Annotated in this window: 24 protein-coding genes; 15 read left to right on the top strand and 9 right to left on the bottom strand. The window is 51.9% G+C overall.

The genetic code is table 11. The features are described 5' to 3' along the window. Positions 1–25: 25 nt before the first annotated feature. Positions 26–493: a hypothetical protein gene (locus tag NST84_RS16850; protein WP_342561333.1), complete on the top strand. Its 468-nt coding sequence runs from the start codon at positions 26–28 to the stop codon at positions 491–493. A gap of 100 nt (positions 494–593) precedes the next feature. On the opposite strand, the gene NST84_RS16845 is transcribed toward NST84_RS16850, so the two are convergent. From NST84_RS16845 to NST84_RS16835, 3 genes are all read right to left on the bottom strand, one after another. Then, on the bottom strand, positions 594–1,871 hold the full coding sequence (locus tag NST84_RS16845; RefSeq protein WP_342561332.1) for a winged helix DNA-binding domain-containing protein: 1,278 nt from the start codon (positions 1,869–1,871) through the stop codon (positions 594–596). Between the two features lie 104 nt (positions 1,872–1,975). Continuing rightward, positions 1,976–4,060, bottom strand: coding sequence for an ABC transporter ATP-binding protein (locus NST84_RS16840; protein ID WP_342561331.1), 2,085 nt, complete (start codon positions 4,058–4,060; stop codon positions 1,976–1,978). An 83-nt stretch (positions 4,061–4,143) separates the two neighbouring features. After that, the gene (locus tag NST84_RS16835; protein WP_342561330.1) at positions 4,144–5,892 is read right to left on the bottom strand and encodes an ABC transporter transmembrane domain-containing protein; all 1,749 of its coding nucleotides are present in this window, start codon (positions 5,890–5,892) and stop codon (positions 4,144–4,146) included. Between the two features lie 526 nt (positions 5,893–6,418). Between NST84_RS16835 and NST84_RS16830 the strand changes: the two genes are divergently transcribed. Together NST84_RS16830 and NST84_RS16825 are read left to right on the top strand one after the other, a co-directional pair. Further along, positions 6,419–6,733 (top strand): HesB/YadR/YfhF family protein, encoded by a 315-nt coding sequence (locus NST84_RS16830; protein ID WP_342561329.1) that lies wholly within the window; start codon positions 6,419–6,421, stop codon positions 6,731–6,733. 166 nt (positions 6,734–6,899) lie between these two features. After that, a complete protein-coding gene (locus NST84_RS16825) occupies positions 6,900–8,063 on the top strand; it encodes a hypothetical protein (RefSeq protein ID WP_342561328.1) in 1,164 nt (387 codons plus the stop codon). Between the two features lie 84 nt (positions 8,064–8,147). Here the strand turns inward: NST84_RS16825 and NST84_RS16820 are convergent, their stop codons facing one another. Further along, positions 8,148–8,663: an ADP-heptose synthase gene (locus tag NST84_RS16820; RefSeq protein ID WP_342561327.1), complete on the bottom strand. Its 516-nt coding sequence runs from the start codon at positions 8,661–8,663 to the stop codon at positions 8,148–8,150. A 124-nt stretch (positions 8,664–8,787) separates the two neighbouring features. Here NST84_RS16820 and NST84_RS16815 point away from each other — a divergent pair, with 124 nt between their 5' ends. The 3 genes from NST84_RS16815 to NST84_RS16805 all read left to right on the top strand — a co-directional run bounded on the left by NST84_RS16815 (position 8,788) and on the right by NST84_RS16805 (position 11,641). Beyond that, positions 8,788–10,536, top strand: coding sequence for an ABC transporter ATP-binding protein (locus NST84_RS16815; RefSeq protein WP_342561326.1), 1,749 nt, complete (start codon positions 8,788–8,790; stop codon positions 10,534–10,536). 143 nt (positions 10,537–10,679) lie between these two features. Continuing rightward, entirely contained in the window at positions 10,680–11,093 is a 414-nt protein-coding gene (locus NST84_RS16810; protein ID WP_342561325.1) for a MerR family transcriptional regulator, read from the top strand. Between the two features lie 2 nt (positions 11,094–11,095). Next, positions 11,096–11,641: a hypothetical protein gene (locus NST84_RS16805; RefSeq protein WP_342561324.1), complete on the top strand. Its 546-nt coding sequence runs from the start codon at positions 11,096–11,098 to the stop codon at positions 11,639–11,641. A 119-nt stretch (positions 11,642–11,760) separates the two neighbouring features. Here the strand turns inward: NST84_RS16805 and NST84_RS16800 are convergent, their stop codons facing one another. Further along, complete coding sequence (locus NST84_RS16800; protein WP_342561323.1) at positions 11,761–12,204, bottom strand: DUF441 domain-containing protein; 444 nt, start codon at positions 12,202–12,204, stop codon at positions 11,761–11,763. 19 nt (positions 12,205–12,223) lie between these two features. Beyond that, positions 12,224–13,207 (bottom strand): YpdA family putative bacillithiol disulfide reductase, encoded by a 984-nt coding sequence (locus NST84_RS16795; protein WP_342561322.1) that lies wholly within the window; start codon positions 13,205–13,207, stop codon positions 12,224–12,226. 192 nt (positions 13,208–13,399) lie between these two features. Between NST84_RS16795 and NST84_RS16790 the strand changes: the two genes are divergently transcribed. The 4 genes from NST84_RS16790 (at position 13,400) to rsgA (ending at position 17,035) form a co-directional block, all read left to right on the top strand. Then, entirely contained in the window at positions 13,400–13,999 is a 600-nt protein-coding gene (locus tag NST84_RS16790) for a metalloregulator ArsR/SmtB family transcription factor (RefSeq protein ID WP_342561321.1), read from the top strand. 139 nt (positions 14,000–14,138) lie between these two features. After that, positions 14,139–14,594 carry a DUF3939 domain-containing protein gene (locus NST84_RS16785; protein WP_342561320.1) on the top strand — a complete coding sequence of 152 codons (456 nt, stop codon included), beginning with the start codon at positions 14,139–14,141 and terminating at the stop codon, positions 14,592–14,594. Positions 14,595–14,740: 146 nt separating this feature from the next. Further along, positions 14,741–15,412 (top strand): HAD family hydrolase, encoded by a 672-nt coding sequence (locus tag NST84_RS16780; protein ID WP_342561319.1) that lies wholly within the window; start codon positions 14,741–14,743, stop codon positions 15,410–15,412. 519 nt (positions 15,413–15,931) lie between these two features. Next, on the top strand, positions 15,932–17,035 hold the full coding sequence (gene rsgA / locus NST84_RS16775; protein ID WP_342561318.1) for a ribosome small subunit-dependent GTPase A: 1,104 nt from the start codon (positions 15,932–15,934) through the stop codon (positions 17,033–17,035). Positions 17,036–17,331: 296 nt separating this feature from the next. Here rsgA and NST84_RS16770 read toward each other — a convergent pair whose 3' ends face one another. Next, positions 17,332–17,958, bottom strand: a complete 627-nt coding sequence (locus NST84_RS16770; RefSeq protein WP_342561317.1) for an FMN-dependent NADH-azoreductase — start codon at positions 17,956–17,958, stop codon at positions 17,332–17,334. A gap of 327 nt (positions 17,959–18,285) precedes the next feature. On the opposite strand from NST84_RS16770, the gene NST84_RS16765 reads away from it, so the two are divergent. Beyond that, complete coding sequence (locus NST84_RS16765; RefSeq protein WP_342561316.1) at positions 18,286–18,423, top strand: hypothetical protein; 138 nt, start codon at positions 18,286–18,288, stop codon at positions 18,421–18,423. 107 nt (positions 18,424–18,530) lie between these two features. Here NST84_RS16765 and NST84_RS16760 read toward each other — a convergent pair whose 3' ends face one another. Further along, positions 18,531–18,770 carry a hypothetical protein gene (locus NST84_RS16760; RefSeq protein WP_039873859.1) on the bottom strand — a complete coding sequence of 80 codons (240 nt, stop codon included), beginning with the start codon at positions 18,768–18,770 and terminating at the stop codon, positions 18,531–18,533. Between the two features lie 172 nt (positions 18,771–18,942). Here NST84_RS16760 and NST84_RS16755 point away from each other — a divergent pair, with 172 nt between their 5' ends. Further along, positions 18,943–19,620, top strand: coding sequence for a hypothetical protein (locus tag NST84_RS16755; RefSeq protein WP_342561315.1), 678 nt, complete (start codon positions 18,943–18,945; stop codon positions 19,618–19,620). On the opposite strand, the gene NST84_RS16750 is transcribed toward NST84_RS16755, so the two are convergent. Further along, a complete protein-coding gene (locus NST84_RS16750) occupies positions 19,607–21,343 on the bottom strand; it encodes an alpha-amylase family glycosyl hydrolase (protein ID WP_342561314.1) in 1,737 nt (578 codons plus the stop codon). The two genes, NST84_RS16755 and NST84_RS16750, sit on opposite strands and share 14 nt — an antisense overlap. Before the next feature lie 370 nt (positions 21,344–21,713). Here NST84_RS16750 and NST84_RS16745 point away from each other — a divergent pair, with 370 nt between their 5' ends. Genes NST84_RS16745 through NST84_RS16735 form a run of 3 tightly spaced genes read left to right on the top strand, consistent with a single transcriptional unit; the run spans position 21,714 to position 24,358 of the window. Beyond that, positions 21,714–22,736 carry an ABC transporter substrate-binding protein gene (locus tag NST84_RS16745; RefSeq protein ID WP_342561313.1) on the top strand — a complete coding sequence of 341 codons (1,023 nt, stop codon included), beginning with the start codon at positions 21,714–21,716 and terminating at the stop codon, positions 22,734–22,736. 9 nt (positions 22,737–22,745) lie between these two features. Beyond that, positions 22,746–23,525: an ABC transporter ATP-binding protein gene (locus tag NST84_RS16740; protein ID WP_342561312.1), complete on the top strand. Its 780-nt coding sequence runs from the start codon at positions 22,746–22,748 to the stop codon at positions 23,523–23,525. Between the two features lie 2 nt (positions 23,526–23,527). Continuing rightward, the gene (locus tag NST84_RS16735) at positions 23,528–24,358 is read left to right on the top strand and encodes an ABC transporter permease (protein WP_342566459.1); all 831 of its coding nucleotides are present in this window, start codon (positions 23,528–23,530) and stop codon (positions 24,356–24,358) included. Positions 24,359–24,387: the final 29 nt, after the last annotated feature.

Raw genomic sequence — 24,387 nt, 5'->3', positions numbered from 1 at the left:
TAAAGAGAGAACAGCGGGAGGAAAGATGAAGGATACACAAATACCGGAGAGTGAACAATCCAAAGAGTTATTTGCTTATTTCGGACTGGCAGTCTATTATTGTCAGGCTTTGGAACAGCAGCTGACCAATCTGCTGCTGCTCACAAAGCTGTCTCAGGGGAAAACGCCTACAGAAGCAGATCTCGCTGATTTGTATCAGCGCAAACTCAGCAATTCACTCGGCCAGCTCATCAAAGAAATCCAGCATCATTTTCCATTCTCGGAAGAGGAGACGAACCAGCTGCAGGCCGTATGGAAGCAGCGTAATCATATTGTCCACGATTATTTCAAGGAGCGCATCCAGGAGACCTTCACTCCGGCGGGCAGGGCGCATATGATCCGTGAGCTGAAACGGTTCAAGAATAAGGCCAGCAGGCTGGAGATCAAGCTCCAGGGATACTGCACGGAAATGTATGCCAAGCTCGGTCTGGAAGAGGAGCAGTTCATTGAATAGAACCGGCGGTTACGGTAATGATTAAAGGCTCACAATACACAGCACCCTCTGTGTATTGTGAGCCTTTTTCGGTTATCATGTCATGGCTGCAACTGCAATCTCACTCTTTAGCTCTGTTGCCCAGAGTATAAACGGCTTCAGCCAGCAGCTCCAACCCGCAGCTCTGGATGATCTCAGGGGAAAAGACAACACTATCGGCTCTATTGCAGCGTGCAAGCGCTGCGATGGCGGAAGCAACCGCCGGAATCATCTCGGCGTTCAGAACCTCACCGGGCTCCCACCACCAGCGGATAATGCTAAGAACCCCGCTTTTCTTGTTCATGACCGGCTCTAACCGGGCAATAAACCGGTCGCCGTAAAGAAGCGGCAGCACATAGTAGCCGTATTCCCGCTCGGCTGCCGGCTTGTACACCTCCCAGCGGTACTGAAAGCCGAACAGCTGGCGGATCAGCTCCCGGTCCCACAGCAGGTTGTCGAGCGGAGCCAGTACAGCGGCGAATCCCTCGACCTCTGCAGAAGCCATTGCGCCGTCTGCAGCCAGCACAGCTTCTAGCTCGGGCGTATCCATCGTCCGTACATAGAACGGCAGCTTTACGTCTTCTACACGCACTTCGCGCAAGCCATCATGCAGCAGCAAACGTTCTACGGCAGCAGTCCGTTCTTTGCTCTTCAGACCGGAGATGCCGAGCCAGCCGTCACCGGATCTGTTCCACTGCAGACCGATGCTGCCGATCCTGCGCAATACATACCATTCATGATACTGCTCCTCCAGCGGGTTCGGCTCTGCGGCACTCAGCAGAGGCTCTGGCAGCAGCCGGTCCGTGAAATCATAATAACGGCGGGTGTGTACCCGGTGGTGTACGCTTACCTCGCCCCGGAAATACATCGTCTCCAGCGCAGCACGGGTAACTCTGGCCGGAGCCCAGGCCCAGTCCATCTTCTCTTTGCCTTCCAGATCAAGGGAGGAGAGGGGGCCGCGGGCCTCCAGCGCTTCCCGCACCTGCTGCATTGTCTGGAGCAGCAGCTCCTCCCCCTGATGCCTGGCCGCTGCCGCTTCCCGCCGGCGGCTAAAATACGGCCAGTCCTCCGTACAGTAAATGGACATGTTCTTGTCCCAGCCGTCAATCAGCGTTCTGTCCGTGTACAGCAGCTCATTCGCCATGGCAGGGACAAAATCCGGAATCCGCGCCTGCAGCACCAGCTCATGATTATGACCGGCAATGCTCAGAGGGTCATACTGGATGCAGCCTACATGACGCACGTAGTCAAAGATGCTCTGCTTGCCGCCGGCCAGCATACCGGGAACCAGTCTCTGGTGCTGCAGCAGAAATATCCGGGCCTGCAGTTTGCTGAGTGAGTAGGTAATGATAGTTGCCACCCCCGCTTATGTATTATTTACCATTATACCCGAACGAATGTTCTGTATTCAAGTACAGAAAACCCCTGACAGCCGATTAGGCTCCCAGGGGGTGTAACGAAAGATTAGCTGTTCTTTAGCGACGGCTGCAGAACAGCTGCCGGCTTAGCCGGTGCGGCAGCTGGTTCAGCAGCTTGCGGAGCACCAGCTCCCAGCTGCAGCTGGTACATCCGGTGGTAGCGGCCTTCCAGCGCCATCAGCTCCTCATGACTGCCGCGCTCGACAATCTCGCCGTGGTGCAGCACCAGAATCTGGTCGGCACTGCGGATCGTCGACAGGCGGTGGGCGATGATAAAGGTGGTCCGGCCTTTCTTCAGCACCTCCAGCGCTTCCTGGATCAGACTCTCTGTCTCTGTATCGATATTGGAGGTCGCTTCATCCAGAATAAGAATGGCCGGGTCGAACGAAAGCGCCCTTGCAAAGGAAATCAGCTGGCGCTGTCCGGCAGACAGCGTGCTGCCTTTTTCCACGACCGGCTCGTCGAAGCCCTGCGGCAGATGAGCCAGCAGCTTATCCGCGCCTACTTCACGCAGCGCGCGTTCCACCCGTTCCCGGCTGATCCGTTCGTCGCCAAGACTGACGTTGGACGCGATGGTGCCGGTGAAGAGGTAAGGGTCCTGAAGCACGATCCCCATATGACTGCGCAGCCACTGTTTGGGAATGGAGGTAACCTCCTGGCCGTCAATCGTGATCGTTCCGCGCTGCGGATCATAGAAGCGGAACAGCAGATTGATGATCGAGCTTTTACCGGAACCGGTGTGTCCGACCAAGGCTACCGTTTCGCCGGGGCGTGCCTCGAAGGAGATGTCCTTCAGCACGAAATCTTTTTTATAGGCAAAGGATACGTTATTGAATTCGACTTTTCCCTTGTAACGCGGCATCGAGCCGTCGGTCACAGCTTCGCCCGGTTCATCCATCAGGGTAAACACACGGCCTGCGGAGACCATCGAGCTGTCCAGGTTCGCCAGCTGGTTCACCATGCCGGTAATCGGCTGGAACATCCGTCCCAGTACATCGACAAACGCGTACAGCACGCCCAGCGATACAAAGGTAGAACCGCCAATGCTGCCGAAGCCGAAGTACCACAGCACCAGGACAAAGGAGAGGTTACGCAGCGTGTTCACCAGATTGTGGGAGGTCAGCGCGTTCAGATTCAGCATTTTGTTCTGATATTTCATATAATCATCGTTCAGATGCTCGAATTCGGCACGGCTCTGCTTCTGGCGGCGGAAAATCCGGATGATTGACATCCCCTGAATGGATTCATTGATAATGGCGTTGATCTCACTCAGACGTGAGCGGATAATCGTATTGTATTTGGTAGCCACTTTGCGGTACAGCACGATCCAGAGAACGATAATCGGCACGATGAACAAGCTGATCAGACCAAGCTTCACATCCAGCAGGAACAGCGCAATGTACACGCCGGTAATATTGATGATCCCTGTAAAAAAGTTGGACAGCACGGCGATGAACAGATCCTTGACGGCTTCTGTATCATTGGTAACCCGGGAGACGACCTTGCCCGCAGGCAGATTGTCAAAAAAGTGCACCGGCAGCCGCTGGATATGACCGTAAACATCGGTCCGCAGCTTGCGGATAACCTGATTGGCCGACGACTGCAGCCAGTAGGTTTTGCCGAATTCGGCCAGGATGGAGATGACCAGGAAGATGGCATACAAGCCCACCAGCTCATAAATCCCCGGGAATTCGGGCTTGTAAAAAGCAAACACTTCATCTGCGGACAGCTTCACGGCCGGGTAGGCGGTGATTTCGTCCCCGTATTTGATCTCAAGTGTCCCGTCCTTAAAGGTCCGTTCGCCCTCAGCCCGGGCAACCGCCTCATTGATAAAATAAAAGCTTCTGCCTGACTGCAGCAGCCGGACCTCCTGGCCCTTGGCTTCACCCCCGGCAAAACGGTCGCCGCGCTTGTAATAGCTATTGTTATATTCTGCGGCTTCTTCCGGTGAAGAGGTCTGGAAGTAAGGCTGCTCAATGCCTAGCAGATGGTTGTCGATCATATTTTTGGCGATAAAAGGGCCGGCCAGCTCGGCGGCCACGCCGATCGTAAGCAGCAAAAGAGCTGCGATAAAGGTCTTTTTGGCAGTCAGTGCATACTGCAGCAGGCGTTTGCCTGTACTCTGTGTCAACGGTGACACCTCCTAAAGGGTTGTAAGTCCCGGTTAATAATTCTGGTTTAAAAAATAGTGGGTAAGGCAACCGGCTCCCGTCATTATTCACCGGTCAGGTTGCTCTCCACCTGCTGGCGGTCAAACTGCTCACGGTACCAGCCGTTCATTTCCAGCAGCTCCTGATGAGTGCCACGCTCAATAATATGCCCGTTCTCCAGCACCAGAATCAGATCGGCGTGCTCGACGGCCGAGAGGCGGTGGGTGGAGATCAGGGTCGTTTTACCGGCGCGTTCCTCACGGATATTCTCAATAATCCGGGCTTCGGTCCGTGCGTCAACGGCTGACAGGGCATCGTCGAGAATCAGGATATCCGGGTTCGCGATAAAAGCTCTGGAGATCGAAACGCGCTGCTTCTGGCCCCCGGAAAGGGAGACGCCGCGTTCGCCGACCATCGTATCCAGGCCGTCGGACAAGGTACCAAGGTCATTCTGGAAAGCGGCAGCCGTAATCGCCGACATGATCCGCTCATCACTGGCCTGGTCATAGCCGAACTGAATATTCTCGCGGACGGATTTGGAGAACAGAATCTGCTCCTGAGGTACATACCCCATCCAGCTGTGTAGCTGGCCGAGGGCAATGCTCTCAATCGGAACATCAGCAATCTTGATATCGCCCTTGCCGGTCGGATACTCATGGAGCAGCTGCTTCAGCAGAGTGGATTTACCGCTGCCGGTGCGTCCGACGACACCAAGTGTCTGGCCCTGGGACAGGGAGAAGCTGACTCCGCTTAAGTTATCGACAGTGGAGGTAGGGTAGCGGAACGTTACATCCTCGAAATCGATCCGGGTTGGCCGGGCGACCGGCACCGGATTAGCTGCATCTGCCACATCAGGACGGGTATTCGTTGTTTCATCAATACGTTCAAGGGAAGCGCCGCCGCGCTGCATGATGTTGATCAGCTCGCCAATTGCGAACATCGGCCAGACGATCATCCCCAGATACATATTGAACGAGACAAGGTCGCCCAGTGTGATCTGGTTACGGAATACAAGATAGATCCCATATGTAAGGGCAATGATATAGCTCAGGCCCACACAGAAACGGATGGTTGGCTCAAAAAAGGCATCTACACGCGCAACCGCCATATTTTTGCGGTACACGTCTTCAGTAATGTCTGCAAAACGCTTCTCGTCCAGCCGCTCCTGCACATAAGCGCGGATAACGCGCACACCGGATACCGACTCCAGCACCTGGTCATTCATATCCCCGAAGGCATCCTGGGCCAGACTGTAACGGTCGTGAATCGCTTTGCCGTAGAAAATCATTGCGATGGCAATCAGCGGCAGCGGCAGCACCGCAGCAAGCGTCAGCTTCCAGCTGACCAGAAAGCCCATCGCCAGCAGGACCACGCTCAGATAAACGGTGGAGTCAACAAGCGTCAGCATCCCGAAGCCGACAGTGGTTGCCACGGCACGGATGTCATTGGTGGCGCGGGCCATGAGATCGCCGGTGCGGTTTTTTTCAAAAAACGAGGGGGTCATGGTCATCAGATGGTTCATGAACCGGGAGCGCAGCAGACGCTCGACGAGATTGGAGCCGCCGAACAGCTTGTGCATCCAGACATAGGTAATCCAGTAAATGATCAGCATCATTACAATGATTGCACCGATGTACTTCAGCAGTGAGCCTGTGGTGATGGAGCCGCGGACAATTTCATCGATGGCATTGCCAAGCAGACGGGGAGGCAGAAGCTCTAATACACCTACTACAATTAACAAAATCAGGCCGATGGAATATCGCCTTTTTTCCCGGCGGAAAAACCAGCCGAGATCACGGAGTACGGAGAACAAGGGTAATCCCTTCCTTTCGTGTTTGGGGTGTCGTTGTCGGTTGTGTGAATGTGTCTTTGAATGATGATGAAAATAGCGGATGTCTATTAACAGCATGCAAAAAGGCATACCCTCCGTTAAACGGATGATATGCCTGTAAGATACAGTGATAATCATGTCCACGGTGCTTTAGTGCAGCACAGAAGACATGGAAGAGACTTGCCTGGTGAACTCAAGTACGGTGGATGTACTTGCTTCAGAAGGTTTCCACTATTCGGGCTGCTTCGGTATGAGGTTGTGTGTAGTTGCCGACAAAGAAATTAAAATCAACTGGTACAATAGTCAACACCGAGATCACCCTTTCGTTCATTTTTGGTAATTACTTCAAGACGCTTCGTATGTTCAGAGTTTATCATCAGTGTCTGAACAATGTCAAATAGAATTTTGAACAATTTGCGAAGTCGGAGTATCATAGAAGAGGAACGGCTGGTTTGGAATAATGCCGGCTTATAGTATGATAAGAAGAAACGGAGGTGCAATAACACAAATGGATATGACCATTAGCCCGGAAGCGGCTGCCTGGTTCAAGAAGGAGCTTAACCTGCAGAACGGGGATTCTATTCGTTTATTTCCGCGTTACAGCTCGGGCGGAGGACTGCATCCCGGATTTTCACTGGGAATTGCTACGGAAGCGCCCGCGCGCCCTGCAGTAGAGGCAGAGCAGGAAGGCCTGATTTTTTATATGGAGGAGCAGGATCTCTGGTATATGGAGGGCTACAGCCTGTCTATCATCCACGTGGCGGCAGAAGATGACATCGAATATGTGTATCAGCCGCTGAGTACTGCCGGTCAGGCCGAATAGACAGAGGCGGATTATAATCAGAGCAAGGTGGCGCCCGTTCAAACTAACCGGAATGGGCGCCATCTTTTTGCTGCGCGGCTGTTAAAGGGGCATTTGTTATGAAGGTGGCTGTATGCTAAGGTGTCAATAGTGTAAGCAATTATATCAATTCTTAGGAGGCCGTGAGATGGATTATTCCAAATCTAAAGCTGCTATTGCAGAACAGGCAGCCTTAACCATCGGGAAATATAAAAAGTACGCCTGGTTTCATGAGCCCGCTTCCCTCTATGAACTGGATTCTATAAAGCTTCTCCAGGTCCGGAAGATCACAACCTATGAGCCGTTAAAAGAATTTACAAGCCTTAAGAAGCTGGAATTCGGGACCACAGACTCCAGTATGACCATCCCCGATCTCGCCGGTCTTGAGGCCGCTGCAAGCCTGGAGCACCTGAGCTTCATAAGCAAATCAACGATTAAGAACAATATTGAGGCCCTTTCAAAGCTTGAGAACCTGCAGTCGCTGCAGCTTTTTTATGTCCGGCATACATTGCCTGATCAGCTGCTGGCTCCGCTTAAATCATTAAATTCAGTCAGTTTTTCGAAATATAATTATGACAGCCAGACGGTTCTGCCGGACAGCCTGGAGACGGTCAGCATGAGCTTTGATGAGATTGTGAATGTGCCGGACTTTGTACCGCATCCGGGAGTGAAGCGGGTGTCTCTCGGCGGACAGACATGCCGGCTGGAGAGCCTGGATTCCTTCCGTGTTTTCCCGGGTGTAGAGGAGATCAGGCTGATGGCCCCTAAAAAGCTGGCGGATCTTTCTTATGCCGCCGAGCTCAGGAAGCTGAGGATCCTTGACGCCAATTTTGCTGCCGTGGGGGATTTAAGCCCTTTTTTCCGGCATGAATGCATTGAGGAAATACGGCTCAGAGGCTCCTCCGTGGAACAGGTTCACGAAATGGGGTTATGTCCTAACCTTAGAACGCTGTATCTGGAAAAAAGCAGGCTGAAATCAATTGAAGGCATCCGGGAGCAATTTCCGCAGCTGGAGTTACTCTGGATCTGGGAAACCCCTCTAAAGGATTTGGAGCCGCTCGCCGGAATGCACAGCTTAAAGAATCTCGACCTGACGAAGCTTAAGCCGAAATCCTGGGATTTTATTTCTACACTGACGGGGCTGGAGGTATTGGATTTATGCAAAACCACCTTTTCTGATCCGGCCCTGCTCCTTAAGCTGCCCCGGCTAAAGAAGCTGAGACTGTCCGGCAGCCATGTGGACCCCCAGTCCGGTGCATATAAAGAATTAGAGGACGCTATTATTAACCGGAACGGCGAGCTGATTCAATAGGCTAAATAGCGGATATACAAAGAGGGCGTCCATTCTAAAGAATGGACGCCGGCTTTTTGGAAACGGATGTACAGCTTGGAAGCATTATTGCGAGCTGCGGAAGGTCTCTTCCTCCATCGCAAAGTCGAAATCGTCGATATCATACACCTGCACCGGGATTCCGCCTTCGATAATGCGCTGGATCAGCTCGAACTGGTCGGTTAATACGGGGACTTTTTCCCGCACAGAGGTCAGCAGCAGTTCGGTCTCAATCGGATCAAAGGTTTCCCCGTAAGCAGCATTATCAACGCTGTTGATGATCGTGACGTGCGCCATCTCGCCGAGCAGAATACCCGAGCTCTTCGCCCAGGGAACAGATAGACAGCGGTTGATCTTCTTGGAATTGAGCGGTTCCTCGAAATAGGCGATCAGCTCACGGATTTTGCTTTTGACATGCTGGTCATCGTCGGTCCGGTTCATCAGCGGCTCATCGCTGTCCCGCAGCTCGTATAGTTCCATAACTGTTGTGTAGGGCACGATATATTCCACAGGGCTTTGCGGTACGAGAAGCTGGCCGTAGATGGCCATCATGACCGCTTCCGTCACAAATTGTCTAGACATCATTATCCTCCTGAAGTTCCGGTACTGCACTTGTGCTTATGTACCTAAAAATATAAAAACACTGTGGGGCTGAAATGTCAACAGTACCCAAGGTGGGTTGAAAAAAGAAAGGGCGTAACGTTCCGTGAAGCAATGGAAAGCTTTTTATACTTTTGTCCGGCCATATACGAAATGGATTGTCCTGACTTTATTTATCGGTATGATCAAATTCAGCATTCCGCTCACCCTGCCGATGATTCTAAAATATGTAGTGGATGATCTGCTCACACCCTCGGCGCTGACCGCGGCGGAGCGGATTTCGAAGCTGTTTTACGTGCTCGGCGGCGCGTTTGTGCTGTTTGTTGTGATCAGGGGGCCGGTGGAATATTACCGCCAATATTTTGCCCAGCTGATTACGAGCAGAGTGTTGTTCGATATGCGTAACAAGCTGTACAGCCATCTGCAGCGCCTGTCCCTGCGGTATTACCAGAATACGAAGGTGGGCGAAGCGATCTCCAGGTTTATTAACGATGTGGAGCAGTCCAAAAACCTGGTTGAGGTCGGCATGATGAACGTCTGGCTCGATATGTTCACGCTGGTCTTTGCGCTGGGGTTCATGTTCTATCTTAATCCGGTGCTGGCGCTCGTTTCGATTGCGGTTCTGCCGCTGTACGGTATTGCTGTTAACACACTTTACAAGCGTTTGAAAGTATTGACCAAGGACCGGTCCCAGGCGCTGGCGGTTATTCAGGGATATCTGCATGAGCGGATTCAAGGCATCGCCATTATCCGCAGCTTTACGATGGAAAAGGCCGACCAGAAGCAGTTCGAAGGCATTAACGGCAAATTTCTGGAAAAAGCGATGGCTCAAACCCGCTGGAATGCGGTAACCTTCGCCATTATCAATACCCTGACCGATCTGGCTCCGCTGCTCGTTATCGGCTACGGAGGCTATGAGGTCATCCGCGGCAATCTGACGATCGGTACCTTTGTGGCCTTTTTCGGCTATCTGGACCGGATGTATGCGCCGCTGCGGCGGCTAATCAATTCCTCCACCGTGCTGACCCAGGCCTCGGCCTCGCTCGAGCGGGTTATGGAGCTGCTGGATGAGCCTTACGATATTGCCGACCAGCCCGGTGCGAAGCCGCTGCAAAATGCGGCCGGAGCGATTGAATTTGACCGGGTATGGTTCAAATACAGGGAAGAAAACGACTGGGTGCTGAAGGAGATTAATCTCAGCATCAGCCCGGGTCAGACGGTCGCTTTTGTCGGTATGAGCGGCGGCGGTAAATCCTCCCTGATCAGTCTGATTCCGCGCTTCTATGATATCAGCGAAGGACGTCTGCTTATGGATGGCCAGGATATCCGCGGACTGACCCAGGAGAGTCTGCGGCGGACGGTAGGCATGGTGCTGCAGGATAACTTCCTGTTCAGCGGTTCGGTGCGCGATAATATTCTGTTCGGCAACCCGGAGGCTGCGGAAGCGGAGATTATTGCCGCTGCGCAGGCCGCGAATGCTCATGATTTCATTATGCAGCTGCCTGAGGGCTATGACACTGAGGTCGGCGAGCGCGGCGTGAAGCTGTCCGGCGGACAGAAACAGCGCGTAGCGATAGCCAGGGTCTTCCTCAAAGATCCGAAGGTGCTGATTCTGGATGAGGCGACTTCGGCGCTTGATCTGGAGTCCGAGCATCTGATCCAGCAGTCGCTGCAGTCCCTGGCCTCGGAGCGTACAACGCTGATCGTCGCCCACCGGCTGTCGACCATCACCCATGCAGACCAGATTGTCGTGCTGGAAAATGGTGCAATTACCGAGCGCGGCACACATGAAGAGCTTATGCTGCTGGGTGGCAGCTATGCCCGGCTGTTCAATGTGCAGCGGCTGGACGGTTAGGTAAATAAAGTAGATTATTGAACGGCTCCTTATTTGAGGGAGCCGTTTTTATTTGCATTCTCATATGAGTTACAGTAAACTGTAACTATAACACTGCACTGTAACTATGGGTGGGGGAATCGGCAAATCTGGAGGTTGATACAATGAATACTTATACGGGCAAGCAGCTGGCTGAGCTGGTACAGCAGGAAGCTCCTGATATGAATCTGCGGACTGTTAGATATTACACGCAGATTGGATTGCTTCCGCCGCTTGCGCTCTCGGGTAATAAACGGGTCTACACGGACCGGCATTACAGGCATTTGCTGGCTATTTTGACTTTGTCCAGAAGCGGAGAGAATCTGGCTGATATCCAATCCAAACTGGCCGGCATGCCGGAAGAAGAGGTAGCCAAGTTAGGCGGACGCCTAAAGTTTTTGCAGCCGGAGCAGCTCCTGTCTGGTGATACGCTAGTAGTTAGCGAGGATGTGATACTGACTGTAAGCCCGCGCATTTCAGCAGAGCTAAGAGTGGAGCTTCAAGAAACGATCACCCGGATGCTGAAGGAGGGGCGATAACGATGATAACAGCGAGGCTGGCTAAACGGGTGCTTGAGCATGAAGAAGGGCTCAATCATCTGCTTATTCAGATTAATCCGCCAGTTCGGTTAAGGCATGCCGTGGTCAGGCTTATGCTGCCGGAAGGAATTTATCTGGGGGAGATTTACGGAGATTTCGACACAGATAAATCAGATGGTCTGGTTCTGCATGCTATGGACAGTATGAATGAGCTACTGGTGGAAATTTATACTGCTGATGCTATTCCCTGCGGTGAAATAAGCTTAGGTATTGTAGGCTTGTACACAGATATGCAAGGAGATGTAGTGGGCGAGCAGCTTGCTTTGCCGCTGGTTATTGCTGATGCCGACAGTGCAGATGCAGTCGAGCAGGAACTTGACGAGCAGGTTGTTAACAAAGTAAAGGCATTAGCGGGGTTTACGCGGGGAATGAATACTTCAGCCGGTAACGGATTTCTTGATTGCACGCCGCATAAGCAGCTGACCTTTAATCCGCATTACCGATCCGAACTGGAGAAGCAGTACCGTGTAGACGGAGGCGGGGCTTAAGCTGAAAGTGATAAATAAACTGTGCTTGCACCAGCATAATAAAAAACAATTAAGGCTGACATAACCGCTTCTTCCATGCGGATTATGCCAGCCTTTTTCAGTGAAGCACAGCTAACGGATTATCCTCTCCCGATAACCAGCGACAACAGGCCTGCAGCGATCAGCGGGCCGACCGGAACACCCTTGAACAGGGCAACGCCAAGGACGGTGCCGATCAGAAGACCGGCGACAACGGTCGGCTGGCTGCCCATCAGCACAGCGCCGCGGCCGCCTAGATAAGCGACCAGCATGCCGATGCCGATGGCTGCCAGCGATTTCCAGTGGAAAAAGGACTGCCAGATCGTATTCAGCGAGATTTTTCCGCTGGCCAGCGGAGTCATGACTCCGATTGTCAGGATGATAATACCGAGCGTCAGGCCGTGCTTCTCCAGCCAGGGAAAAGTCTGCTGCAAGCCGAGCACTCTGAGCAGGAGCAGTACAACCATAGCAATTGTAACCGGCGAGTTGCTGCTGAGGATGCCAAGCGCGGCCAGACCGAGCAGCAGCAGGGAGGTGATATCCATGAAGCAGGCACTCCTTGTCTTATTTGAGCTTTTGGGAAACGATATGATCGGCAATCAGCTTGCCGTGTCCGCGTCCGGTCTCAATGAATACCTCATTGGCATTACGGCCGGAGGCGATAACTCCCGCTACATAAAGGCCGGGAATATTGCTCTCCATAGTCGCAGGGTTGAACGACGGTTTGTCCAGCGAATCATCCATGAGCACCCCGGCGGATGAAAGTAGTGCTCTGCTTGGACGGAAGCCCGTCATAGCAAGCACAAAGTCATTGTCCAGCTCACTGGTCTCCCCGCTGTGTCTGGTCACAATGACCGAGGACGGAGTAATCTCTGTAACCCGTGATTCCAGGTGCAGTGTGATACTGCCTTTTGTAACCATGCTCTCAAAAATCGGCCGCACCCACGGCTTGATATTGTCGGAAATACTAGCTCCGCGGTAGACCATATCTACAGAAGCGCCGACACGGATCAGCTCCAGTGCCGCATCCACTGCGGAGTTACTACCCCCGATCACCGTAACCTTCATCCCGGTGTACGGGTGGGCTTCGCCAAAGTAATGGGTAACCTTAGGCAGCTCTTCTCCCGGAATGCCGATCATATTCGGCTGGTCAAAATAACCGGTCGAAATGACAACATGGGCGGCCCGGCGGCTCTGGCGCTCTCCGCGCTTGTTGACAGTATGTACTGTAAAGCTGCCATCTTCATTATGATCTACACTTAGTGCTTCTTCATACGCTGCAATCTCCAGGCCATGCTGTTCGGCTGCCCGGCGGTAGTAGACCAGTGCTTCATGGCGGAACGGCTTGTCATTGGGGGAGGTGAAGGGAACACCGCCAATTTCCAGCAGCGCGGTTGTGCTGAAGAACTGCATGCTGGTTGGATACAGGTAAATGGAGTGGACGATAAAATTCTTTTCGATGATCAGGCTCGACAGTCCCTGGCGCTGGCATTCAATTGCCGCAGACAGCCCGCATGGACCGGCGCCGATAATGATAACGTCTTTCATAATGAATGGCGACCTCCTGGTGAATTAATTCTATCTCTAAATGTTACCTTAATTTTAAATTTAACGCCAACTAATGCCTAAAAGATCAGCTGCTGCGGTTGCCGGATAACCTAAAATTTGATATAATTAGACATATATCTAAACTTTAAATCCTATTATTCAGTTAATATTGTTACAGGAGCGTGCCCCCACATGCAGCTTGATAAAATAGTCAATTACCATAAGGCCTTATCCGATCCCACCAGACTCCGCATTCTGCTGCTGCTGTCCAAAGGCGAAGAGATTCACGGTCAGGCGTTGGCCGAAAGATTAAACCTTTCACAGCCGACTGTAACCCATCATGCCGCCAAACTGCGGGAAGCTTCGATGATTACAGAACGGCGCGACAAGAATACGGTCTATTTCCGGATTAATCCGGAGTTCATCAAAGCAGGCTCCGAGGCATCGCTCAGCTTTATTTTTTCCAAAGGAACGCAGGAGATGGAGCAGGAGTCGCCGGAGAACAGCCTGAAGGAATCGGTGCTGCGTAACTTTTTTGCGAAAGACGGAAGGCTGCGCCAGATCCCGGCCCAATACAAGAAGAAGCTGATTGCCCTGCAATTTATGGTTGAGAAGCTGACCCCGGGAACCGTCTACAGTGAAAAGGAGATGAATGAGTTCATTAAGCAATATCATGAGGATTATGCCACGATCCGCCGCGAATTTATTATGCACCAGTTCATGTACCGGGAGCATGACAAATATGAACTGAATCCCCCTGAAATGTGGACGCGCTGGGAAAACGTGAAGTAGCAGCAACTTGTCACTTAATGCTCTTATAGTTAAGGAGATTCTGTGACAGTTTGATACACTGCTGATTAAAGGTTTAAAATGTGAATAAACTGGAATTGTAAGCGTTATCTGACATATACTTCGAAAGGAGACTTTCAGTATGATATTCAAACGCGCTAAAAAAAATACAATCCCTGAGACTGTCACCGTTACCTTGCCGCAGATCAAACAGGCTGTCAGGCAGTTCGAAGAGGATATGCCTGCTCCGATTAACCGTACCGCACTGATTCTGGAGGATAAAAGCATTGACCTGACCCGGCTGACACGCTATTTGGGCGGGGTTCCGCAGCAGAAGTTCTACATGTCGCGTGAAACCTACGAAATTTTTGAGGAAGCTGACAAGCTGGTGCCTTATTATCTTGATCTGGTACAATCTGCAGTAGATAATTATGTGAGCGATACCGGTAAACTGCCGCTGCTTGAGGATGCCTGGCTGCCGGAGGTTCATTACCGACTGCTTCATTCGGAACGTTATCTGAAGGAGACGCCTCCGTTTCCGCTGTACATTACCGAAGAAGAGATGATGCTGACCCACCGGGCGGAGCATTTTGAATAACCGGTCTATCCATTTATATGACGCCAGCAGGCTGTTCGGCAGTTAAGGAGGGATACCTCTTTTCTGCAGGGCAGTCTTTTCTTTGTCCGGACAACCATAGTACAATAAATTTCTGGGAATTCAAGGAGATAAGGAGATTTATCAAAATGACCGAGAAACAAGCTTTGCTGTTTGATCTGGACAACACCCTGATGGACCGGGACCATACGTTCCGCAGCTTCAGTACGCAGTTTGTTAAGGATTTTCTGGGCCATTTGGCTGAGGATGAGGCGCTGCTGGTGGTCGAGGACATGATTGTGCGGGATGCCGACGGCTACCGGGACAAGGACGGCTTTTTTGCCGAGCTGAGTGAAGTGCTGCCCTGGCAGACACCCGTAAGTGCGGCGGACATCCGGGGGTATTATGACCAGAACTATTCCGGCCACGGTGCTGCGATGAAGGATGCGGTGGAAATTCTGGACTACTGCCGGGAGCGGGGATATATTATGGGCCTCGTAACGAACGGGAAAAAGGATCTGCAGGACGGGAAAATCGATCTGCTGCGTTTACGCGGCTATTTTAAGGAAATTGTTATTTCAGGTGAGGCGGGCATCAGCAAACCTGATCCGGCCATCTACAGACTGGCACTGGACCGACTGGGTACCTCTGCTGAGCAGACCCTGTTCATCGGTGATCATCCGGTCAATGATATCTGGGGGGCAGGCAAGGCGGGGATGGACACCATCTGGCTGAAACGGAATCATCCGTGGGATGAGCGTCTGGACGTCACGCCATGGAGAACCATTGATGAGCTGGATGAGCTGAAGCAGATCCTGTAGGTAGACTTTGTTTATAAAAAATACTTTACCGGCGTGAAGCGTTGACAATGCGCCGCCGGGACGTTTATAGTTACAGCATATTAACCGGAAGGAGACGATGTAATATGACAGTTCATACAGTACGTTCATTATCGGTAACAACTGTTGTAGATACGTGTCTTCCGGGAACAGCGGCTGCAGAGTAAGTATGAAGCAGCTTGGCAGGTAAGCTCTTAAAGTGCCTTTTAGAGCCGTCCGGAACCGTATGTGTTCCGGCGGCTTTTTTGCGCGGTCAGGCTTTATTAAATACGGTTAGTCCGTATTGGGCATGCCATGACCGCGCGCAGAAATGTGCGTTTCCCCTGTCCGGGGAGGACTGCAGCTTTCTGGATTTGATTTGATCACAGTTCTGCCTTGCTTAGCAGAGGAGAATGCTGATCCAATCCGCCGCCGGAACCTGATGTTCCGACGGTTTTTTGTGTTCCCGGAAAAATAAGCAGATGTGAAAAACAAACTACATTCAGGAGGAACAACATTACAATGATGATTGAACAATACGGCTGGAATGAAAATTGGCAGGTGAAATGGGACGGGATGCCTCACAATCTGGAGCAGGAGCAGGTCAGCAATAATCGCATTCCCGGACGGATCACCGGTGATTTCGGCAGCAAATACCGGGTCATAACGCATACAGGCGAAACCTGGGGCGAGCTGTCCGGTAAGCTGCGGCATACCGTCACAGATTCGGGAGAGCTGCCGGCTATCGGTGACTGGGTAAGCCTGGTTATGCAGGACGGAGGAGAGCATGCCATTATTCACGGACTGCTTCCCCGCCACAGCGTGATTTCACGCAAGGCAGCGGGTAACACCCCGGCAGAACAGATTGTCGCTGCCAACGTGGATACTTTGTTTCTGGTCAGTGCTTTAAATGACGATTTTAATGTGCGGCGGATGGAGCGGTATCTGATTATGGCCTGGAACAGCGGGGCGAGTCCGGTTATTCTGCTGACCAAGGCCGATCTGTGCCATGAGGCGGAGATCAGAATAGCAGAGATGGAGCAGGCAGCTCCCGGTGTGCCTGTCCATGCGGTCAGCGCCCTGCTCGGTGACGGCCGCGATGAGCTGCTGCCATATATCCGCAGCGGGCAGACGGTGGCGCTGACCGGTTCCTCCGGCTGCGGCAAGTCCACGATGGTCAACTGGCTCAGCGGCCAAAACCTCCAGCTGACCCAGGACGTCAGAGAGGGCGACAGCCGCGGGCGGCATACCACAACGCACCGCGAAATGTTCGTGCTGCCTGAAGGCGGGATTATCGTGGATACTCCCGGAATGCGCGAGCTGCAGCTGTGGGAGGATGAAGGCGGGCTTGACCTTGCCTTTGGCGATATCAGCAGCCTGGCGGCAGAATGCCGCTACAGCGACTGCAGCCATGAGCGTGAAGAGGGCTGCGCTGTGCTGGCAGCCGTATCCTCCGGCCAGCTGGAGGAGAAGCGGCTCACAAACTACCGCAAGACACAGAAGGAGCTGCGCTTCCAAAACAGCAAAGAGCAGCGACATAAGCGCAAGGCTGCCGCTTCCACCGGCAAAACAAGCGCCCCGCGGCCGCGGAAAACGTCATGGCAGCAGCAGCTTGAGGAGTATTGAGCCTGTTTAAACAATAAAAAAGGTCATCTGGATACCCTGCAGTTGTCTGCTCAGGAGCCAGATGGCCTTTTTTAACCTATCAGAAAGTCTATTTTCGGGGTCCCCGCAAAGTATCTGAGTCAGCTTCCATGTAAAAGCCTCATTTTGTGGGGTTATTTAATGCTGCAGAGGCACAGCCCTGGACGAGCTGCACCTCTGCTATATATGAATAAAAGTCCGGATGATGAGTAAAACAGATGCCTGATCTAATTGCAAAATTCTATACTGCAGGCCGGACCCTTAACGCTGGTGCTGTATTAGAATGATGCAGCAGCGGATTTAGCTTCTTCCAGACCTTTTGCAATGATGTTAGCAGACTCTTGCGGGTTCTGGTTGTGGCCTTCGATGATAACCTGGGTAATATCCTGGAAGCCCCAGAAGCTCAGGTTGTTCACGATGAAGTTAACAGCCATTTCTGCGTTTGCTGCAGGGCCGGAAGAGTAGATGCCGCCTCTTGCGTTCAGGACAGCAGCTTTCTTGCCGGTAAGCAGGCCTACTGGACCTTCAGCTGTGTATTTGAAAGCAGTACCAGCCTGATTCACGTAGTCAATGTAAGTGTGCAGAACAGCAGGAACAGTCATATTCCAGAGCGGGAAGCCGAACACGACTTTGTCAGCTGCAACGAACTGGTCCAGATATTTCTTAACAAGTGCTGCGCCTGCAGCTTCTTCAGGAGTTGCTTCAAAGCCCTGTGCAGCTTTATAGATACCAGTGATCAGGGTGTTGTCGTAGTAAGGAAGCTCTTCAGCGAACAGGTCCAGTTCAGTAACCTGATCTTCCGGGTGGGATTCTTTGTAGCTTGCAAGGAATGCATTATAAAGTTGAACACTTACAGCCTGTTCCGCAGGGCGGTTGTTTGCTTTGATGAAAAGTACATTAGACATTATGATTTCTCCTTAAATATATATTTATTACTTACTATATTTAATATAGCATTGAATATTTAGTTTGTAAATATCCGTCGAAAGAAAAATATATTTCAGCGACAATAAAGGGCTATGTTTTGCACTTCTACCATATATCTGGAGGGCAAGCGGCGAAAGGGGATAAGAATATCAATATGTAGTAAATTCTCTCCGACAAGCCTTTTTTGCCAAAAAATAGGAGGGTTTGAGCTTCCGGGGACCCGGTTATATAGGTGATACAAGGAAACAGGAAATGATTTCCTAAATTCTTTTACCGGCAAAAGATATTTAAAAGGAGCGATTGACATGTCCATCGACCGTTTTATCATTAAAAAACTGGACAGCTGTCACGAAGAACAGACACGTATTAATTTAGTGAAGTTGTTCAAGCTGCGCATTCAAAAAGCGGAAAAAGAAGAGAACAAAAAGCATCCTGTCGGTTAAAAGCCTGCCTTTAACCTGCAGCATTCCGGCCGGCATATAGAGCGGAGCACTTTCTTCCTGGCGGAAGAAGGTGCTTTTTTTTGTGTAAAAAAAACTATCCCTCTAATTTAGTAGAGGGATAGTGCGAGCGAATCATTTTCACTGTAACTGTGCAATATAGCTTCTGAGCCTTTAATTTCGATACTGATAAGTGAATTCAAACATTTTTGCAGAGCGCTTTTGCCCTTCTGGATCTTAAGCTCCAGTGTATTGTTCAGGATTCGGAGTACCTTTTGGGTAGGTTGTTTGTTTTCAGTGGTGAAGTATACCGGTACAGACTTGTTCTGAAATGTGATGAGCATTCTCATAATCGAAATCACCTCGCTAAAAGTATTTCATGCTATGATCATACCCGGCATTTCTTAATTTTACCTTAAAATTAGCTTATGATAACATAAAGATTGCAAGTCTAATAGATTCAAGCTTTTTTACTGCTGGGCGATTCCTGAATTCCTGGGAATCCGGGAAGGAAATAGAACTGTGAATAATGAAGAAAAGGTATTTTTGGCGCATTTTCTGTTCCCAGAAGGGCCGCCGCACGGAAAAGAAATATCCGGTCTTCTGCAAATGGCGGAAGCTGCGGAACGAATATGCCGGCTGAAATACTTTGAAGGGGAGCACAACCAGGATCTGTATCTGCAGGTGCTGAAAGACCGGATGATCGTATCCTGCATCAATGAAGAGGATTCCTTCGGCTATGAGCTTACAGAGCCGGGAAAGATAAAACGGGCATGTTTTTTTCTGTTTAATTGCCCTGACCAGGCCGAAGTAAAACCGGAGGATTCAGATATGCCTGCCCTGCAGATGTCCAAAAGCAGGTTCGAGGAACTGAAGGCCAAGGCGGCAACATACACGTTATATTCTTTGGCCGAATGCCTGACTGCAGAGACTGGCGACCTCGTACGGTCCGCCCAGCTGGCCAGAGCACTGAAATACTGTACGGCTGACGGTGAACTGAGGCTTTGTTCCCGCAGCACCGGCAGCTGGATTCTCCAGCACGCCGGATACATAGGAGATGCCTCCGGCGGCTGGCTGCTCCGGATGAGCTGCGAGTCGGCCGAGGATTGGATCATTGCCATTCCCGCCAGTAAGGCGGAGGTATGCTCAGCGTTGTATGAATGGATGCAGCTTTCCACACAACCCGTTAATCCAGAATAACAGCTGAGTATGGCGGGAGGGTAAGCTTACTTCCGCTAAGCGCGGCTTCCTCTGGAACCGCTTTGAGTATGTTTGTATAAATATGTTCATTTGTTCCCTGCTTCAGTGTAACCGCTTGGCTGCTGCCTGTCAGATTAAGCATGACAAGCACCTGCTGATCTGCCGTTACACGTTCAAATGCCATTACTCCGTCATTTCCGGAAGCGAAGTCCCGGATATCCCCATTCCGGAGTGCGGGGACCTGATTGCGGATGGCAATAAGCTGCCTGTACCAGTCCAGCAGCGAGCCGGTGCTGCCGGACTGGCTCTCCACATCTCCACCGGCATTCCCCTCATTATTAGCAGCCGCTTCCCAGGTTGTCTGACCATTGCTGCTTCCGTCCGCTGACCACTGCATAGGCTCCCGGATGCCTTCATCCGGCTTGCGGCCCAGCATGCCGATCTCCTCCCCGTAATAAATGAATGGATTGCCGGGCAGGGTAAGCAGCATGGCGGCAGCCATTCTGGCGTGATCCCGGTTGCCCTCAAGCTGGCTCATGACCCTGTTCTGGTCATGATTGGTCAGAAAGACGGCATCGGTAAAGCTGCCGCCGGAAATCTGTGAGTACAGCTTGTAGGTCCGTTCCAGCGTGAACGCAGCTCCGCTGTCCTTTTCCGTCTTGGCGGCATTTACCAGCGTCTCGGCCAGCCCGAAGTTAAAGCCGGAATCAAAGGCCTGATCGAGGTAAGCGCCAACGGATACGGCAGAATTCTCCCAAACCTCGCCGACAATATAGGCCTGCGGGTTGACCACGTTCATAGCCTGGCGGAATTCCTGCCACCAGGCTACATTCCTGGCGGTCGTTTCCGTGCTTTTATCCGTTACAAGATCCTCATAAATATGCTTGGCCGCATCCAGCCGGAAGCCGTCGATCCCCTGCTCCAGCCAGAACGTTCCGGTATCCTTCATCTCTTTGCGGACCTCAGGATTATCGAAATTTAGATCCGGCATTCCGTCCCAGAAAATACCCAGGTAATGGCTGCCCAGCACGGAATGCCACGGGCTTCCGCTGCCGGCTGCACTGCTGCCGCTGACAGGACGGTTCTGGTCTTCTGCCCAGACATAGTAGTCACGGTATTTGCTGTTCCGGTCTTTGGCGGCTTCCAAAAACCACGGATGCTCCTTGGACGTATGATTGACCACAAGATCCATAATGACCTTGATTCCCCGCTTGTGCGCTTCCCTGATCAGCTCCTGCATATCCTCTAGTGTTCCGTAATCGGGGTTAATGCTGCGGTAATCGGTGACATCATATCCATGATAGCTGGGGGAAGGATTAACGGGCATGAGCCAGATTCCTCCAACCCCCAAATCATCGGTCGTCGCAGGATCCCCGTCGTTGAGATAATCCAGCTTCTCAGTCAGCCCGCGCAGATCACCGATGCCGTCGCCGTCCGAATCATAAAAGGAACGGACGAATACCTCATAATAAACAGTGGACGGCTGCTCATCGGCGACAGCCTTCCCGGAAGCATCAGCCGGCTGCGGTGATTCCGGCGGTGCTGTGCCTGTGTCCGGAGAGGGAGAAGCCTGCACTGCAGGGACAGCAGAAGCGTCCCCGTTATTGCGGGCTGCATCGTCACCGTCATTCGAGCAGCCTGCCAGCAGTGCTGCAGCTAGTCCGGTCAAGACCAGGGAATGGAAGATACGGCGTCCCGGAAGCCGGGTAAACTCATGTTTCATTTGTAATAATCCCCCTTCAAAATGAACAGCTTCACTGATATATGTCTTAGTAAGCGCTTTACTAAATATAGTAGTGGAAAATTTCCTATTGGTAAAACGTTTGCACAAGCGAAATAACGCCTTAAAACATAGTTTATACTCAAATAAACAGAATATTCAATGAAAATCTCCTGTAATCTCTAATTAACTGCTTTTTATTCTGATTATCTTTCTAATAAACAAGTCAGGAAAAGAAATATGTCCTGTTTACACCTGAAACTCCGCAAGATTACAGTGCAAACGGTATTCCTCTACGCTTTTAACCAAACGTTAGGCAACCGCATATGCTTTAGGTAAGGGCCGAAGACCCGGGAAGAAAGGAGAATGAAGGATGACAATCAAGAAAAAGCTGTCTTTACTGCTGTTGCTCCCCGTCTTGTGTTTCTCCATGCTGGCAGGCTGCGGCACAGATGAGGCGGGAGTGAAGGTGAAGATCGGCGAAGTAACCCGTTCTGTCTTTTACGCGCCTGAGTATGTGGCATTGTCGCAGGGCTTTTTCAAGGATGAGGGGCTGGATGTGGAGCTGCAGACCATTCCCGGCGGGGATAAGACAATGACGGCTTTGCTGTCAGGAGCGATAGATGTGGCGCTTGTCGGATCAGAGACTTCCATTTATGTAGCCCAGCAGGGCGCAGATGATCCTGTTATTAATTTTGCCCAGCTTACCCAGCGGGATGGTACTTTCCTGTTCGCCCGCAAGGCAGAAGGTAAATTCAGCTGGGATCAGCTGAAAGGATCGACATTCCTGGGACAAAGAGCCGGCGGCATGCCGCAGATGGCCGGTGCTTTTACACTGCATAACAAAGGAATTGATGCCGGGAAGGATCTCACGCTGATTCAAAATATTGATTTTGCCAATATTGCCGGGGCATTTGCGTCCGGTACCGGAGATTACGTGCAGCTGTTCGAGCCGCAGGCTTCGATCTTTGAAAAGGAAGGACGCGGGGCAGTCGTAGCTTCATTTGGTCTGGAGAGCGGCTATCTGCCTTACACCGTCTTCATGTCCAAGCAAAGCTACATCAGCAAAAATGGCGATACGGTGCAGAAATTCACCAATGCGGTCCAGCGGGCCCAGCTATGGGTAAACGAGCACAGCGCTGAGGAAATCGCCGATGCGGTTATGCCGTATTTTGAGAACACGGACCTGGGAATTGTCGTTTCTGCTATCAAGCGCTACAAGGAGCAGGACACGTATGCTGTGAACCCTATTATAGAAGAGACAGAATGGAACAATCTGCTGGACGTCATTGAAAATGCCGGTGAGCTGCAGGAGCGGATTCCGCCGGCCAAGATTGTGGATAACAGCTTCGCCGAGCAGGCGGAAGCCAATATTACAACTTCTTCAGGGAAATGAGGGCTTCAGATGCAACCAGTTGTGCAATTGAAGGGTGTGACGCACGCCTATCTGGGCGACCAAGAGGCTTCTCTTGCTATTGAGGACTTGAGCCTGGAGGTGGAGCAGGGCGAATTTGTCAGCCTGGTCGGACCAAGCGGCTGCGGCAAAACCACGCTGCTCTCGATCATTGCCGGGCTGCTGAAGCCTTCGCTGGGCGAGGTATCGGTCAGCGGCCGGCTGATTGAGGGGCCTTCTCCTGAAGTGGGTTATATGCTCCAGCAGGATTATCTCTTTCCCTGGCGGACCATCCTTGACAATGCGCTGCTGGGACTGGAGCTGACCGGGAATCTGACGGCAGAAGCCCGGCAGAAAACAGTGGACCTGCTGGCAGATATGGGCCTGGCCGGCAAAGAAAAGGCTTATCCGGCCCAGTTGTCCGGCGGTATGCGCCAGCGGGTCGCCCTTGTGCGCACGCTCGCAACCAATCCGGGTCTGCTGCTGCTGGATGAGCCGTTCTCTGCATTGGATTATCAGATCAAGCTGCAATTGGAGGACCTGGTCTCGGAGACGCTGCGCCGGCGCGGGACTACGGCGGTTCTGGTGACCCATGATCTGTCTGAAGCGATTGCTGTCAGCAGCAGAGTTATTCTGCTGCAGCCTAATCCCGGGCGGATCCGCAAGATTTTTGAGGTGCCGGAGGAGATCCGCAGCACGCCCCCGCTGTATGCACGGGACTTGCCGGGCTTTGCAGAGCTTTTTCATGAATTATGGAAGGAAATGGAGCTGGCAGGGAGGGAAGGTCAGTGAGAATGAACGGGCTTAACGAAATGCCGGACTCCCGCGGGCAGTGGCTGCAGCAGAAGCACCTGGACTATAAAAAGCAAAAACGCCGCTGGAGCAGCCGGGTTATGGCCGTAAGGGCCAGTCTGCTTGTGTTGTTCTTCTTTCTGTGGGAAGCCGGGGTAAGGCTGGGCTGGATCGATGAGCTGCTGTTCAGCTATCCGACCAAGGTGCTGCGGCAAATCTGGAACGATATGGCCAGCGGCAGCCTGTGGCCGCATCTGGGAATGACGGTCGGCGAGACAGCGGTCGGCTTTGTGCTCGGTACGCTGCTTGGTACGCTGCTGGCCGTTATCATCTGGTGGTCGCCTTTTTTATCAGCCGTACTTGATCCGTATATGGTTGTGTTCAACAGTATGCCGAAGGTTGCGCTCGGGCCGATCTTTATTGTCATGTTCGGGGCCGGCTTTACAGCCATTGTCATCACTACTTTATCCATAACCGTAATTATCACTACATTAGTTGTCTATAACAGCTTCTGCAGCGTTGATGCCAACCTGGTCAAGGTGGTGCGCTCCTTCGGGGCGTCGCGGGTCCAGGAGTTTAACAAGGTCATTCTGCCGGCCTCTTTTCCGGCAATTGTCTCTACGCTGAAGGTAAACGTCGGGATGTCGTGGGTCGGGGTGATTGTCGGTGAATTTCTCGTGGCCAAATCGGGGCTCGGCTATCTGATCATTTACGGTTTTCAGGTGTTCAACTTTACGCTGGTAATGTCCAGTCTGCTTATTATAGCTGCTGTGGCTACTGCGATGTATCAGCTGGTCGTTTACGTAGAGAAGCTGCTATTGTCGCGGCTGTGAAATGTATGTCATATTGTGCCTCCCTGAAA

This window comes from Paenibacillus sp. FSL R7-0345 (genome assembly GCF_038595055.1).
GTDB lineage: Bacteria > Bacillota > Bacilli > Paenibacillales > Paenibacillaceae > Paenibacillus_AQ.
The sequence above is the reverse complement of the archived record's forward strand: the minus strand, read 5'-3'. Positions and strand labels throughout refer to the sequence as shown.

Excerpts from the sequence above, each read along its gene's own strand:
- NST84_RS16850 (WP_342561333.1), top strand. The coding sequence starts at position 26 with ATGAAGGATACACAAATACCGGAGAGTGAACAATCCAAAGAGTTATTT.
- NST84_RS16830 (WP_342561329.1), top strand. The coding sequence starts at position 6,419 with ATGGATATGACCATTAGCCCGGAAGCGGCTGCCTGGTTCAAGAAGGAG.
- NST84_RS16825 (WP_342561328.1), top strand. The coding sequence starts at position 6,900 with ATGGATTATTCCAAATCTAAAGCTGCTATTGCAGAACAGGCAGCCTTA.
- NST84_RS16820 (WP_342561327.1), bottom strand. The coding sequence starts at position 8,663 with ATGTCTAGACAATTTGTGACGGAAGCGGTCATGATGGCCATCTACGGC.
- NST84_RS16810 (WP_342561325.1), top strand. The coding sequence starts at position 10,680 with ATGAATACTTATACGGGCAAGCAGCTGGCTGAGCTGGTACAGCAGGAA.
- NST84_RS16805 (WP_342561324.1), top strand. The coding sequence starts at position 11,096 with ATGATAACAGCGAGGCTGGCTAAACGGGTGCTTGAGCATGAAGAAGGG.
- NST84_RS16800 (WP_342561323.1), bottom strand. The coding sequence starts at position 12,204 with ATGGATATCACCTCCCTGCTGCTGCTCGGTCTGGCCGCGCTTGGCATC.
- NST84_RS16795 (WP_342561322.1), bottom strand. The coding sequence starts at position 13,207 with ATGAAAGACGTTATCATTATCGGCGCCGGTCCATGCGGGCTGTCTGCG.
- NST84_RS16790 (WP_342561321.1), top strand. The coding sequence starts at position 13,400 with ATGCAGCTTGATAAAATAGTCAATTACCATAAGGCCTTATCCGATCCC.
- NST84_RS16785 (WP_342561320.1), top strand. The coding sequence starts at position 14,139 with ATGATATTCAAACGCGCTAAAAAAAATACAATCCCTGAGACTGTCACC.
- NST84_RS16780 (WP_342561319.1), top strand. The coding sequence starts at position 14,741 with ATGACCGAGAAACAAGCTTTGCTGTTTGATCTGGACAACACCCTGATG.
- rsgA (WP_342561318.1), top strand. The coding sequence starts at position 15,932 with ATGATGATTGAACAATACGGCTGGAATGAAAATTGGCAGGTGAAATGG.
- NST84_RS16770 (WP_342561317.1), bottom strand. The coding sequence starts at position 17,958 with ATGTCTAATGTACTTTTCATCAAAGCAAACAACCGCCCTGCGGAACAG.
- NST84_RS16765 (WP_342561316.1), top strand. The coding sequence starts at position 18,286 with ATGTCCATCGACCGTTTTATCATTAAAAAACTGGACAGCTGTCACGAA.
- NST84_RS16760 (WP_039873859.1), bottom strand. The coding sequence starts at position 18,770 with ATGAGAATGCTCATCACATTTCAGAACAAGTCTGTACCGGTATACTTC.
- NST84_RS16750 (WP_342561314.1), bottom strand. The coding sequence starts at position 21,343 with ATGAAACATGAGTTTACCCGGCTTCCGGGACGCCGTATCTTCCATTCC.
- NST84_RS16745 (WP_342561313.1), top strand. The coding sequence starts at position 21,714 with ATGACAATCAAGAAAAAGCTGTCTTTACTGCTGTTGCTCCCCGTCTTG.
- NST84_RS16740 (WP_342561312.1), top strand. The coding sequence starts at position 22,746 with ATGCAACCAGTTGTGCAATTGAAGGGTGTGACGCACGCCTATCTGGGC.
- NST84_RS16735 (WP_342566459.1), top strand. The coding sequence starts at position 23,528 with ATGAACGGGCTTAACGAAATGCCGGACTCCCGCGGGCAGTGGCTGCAG.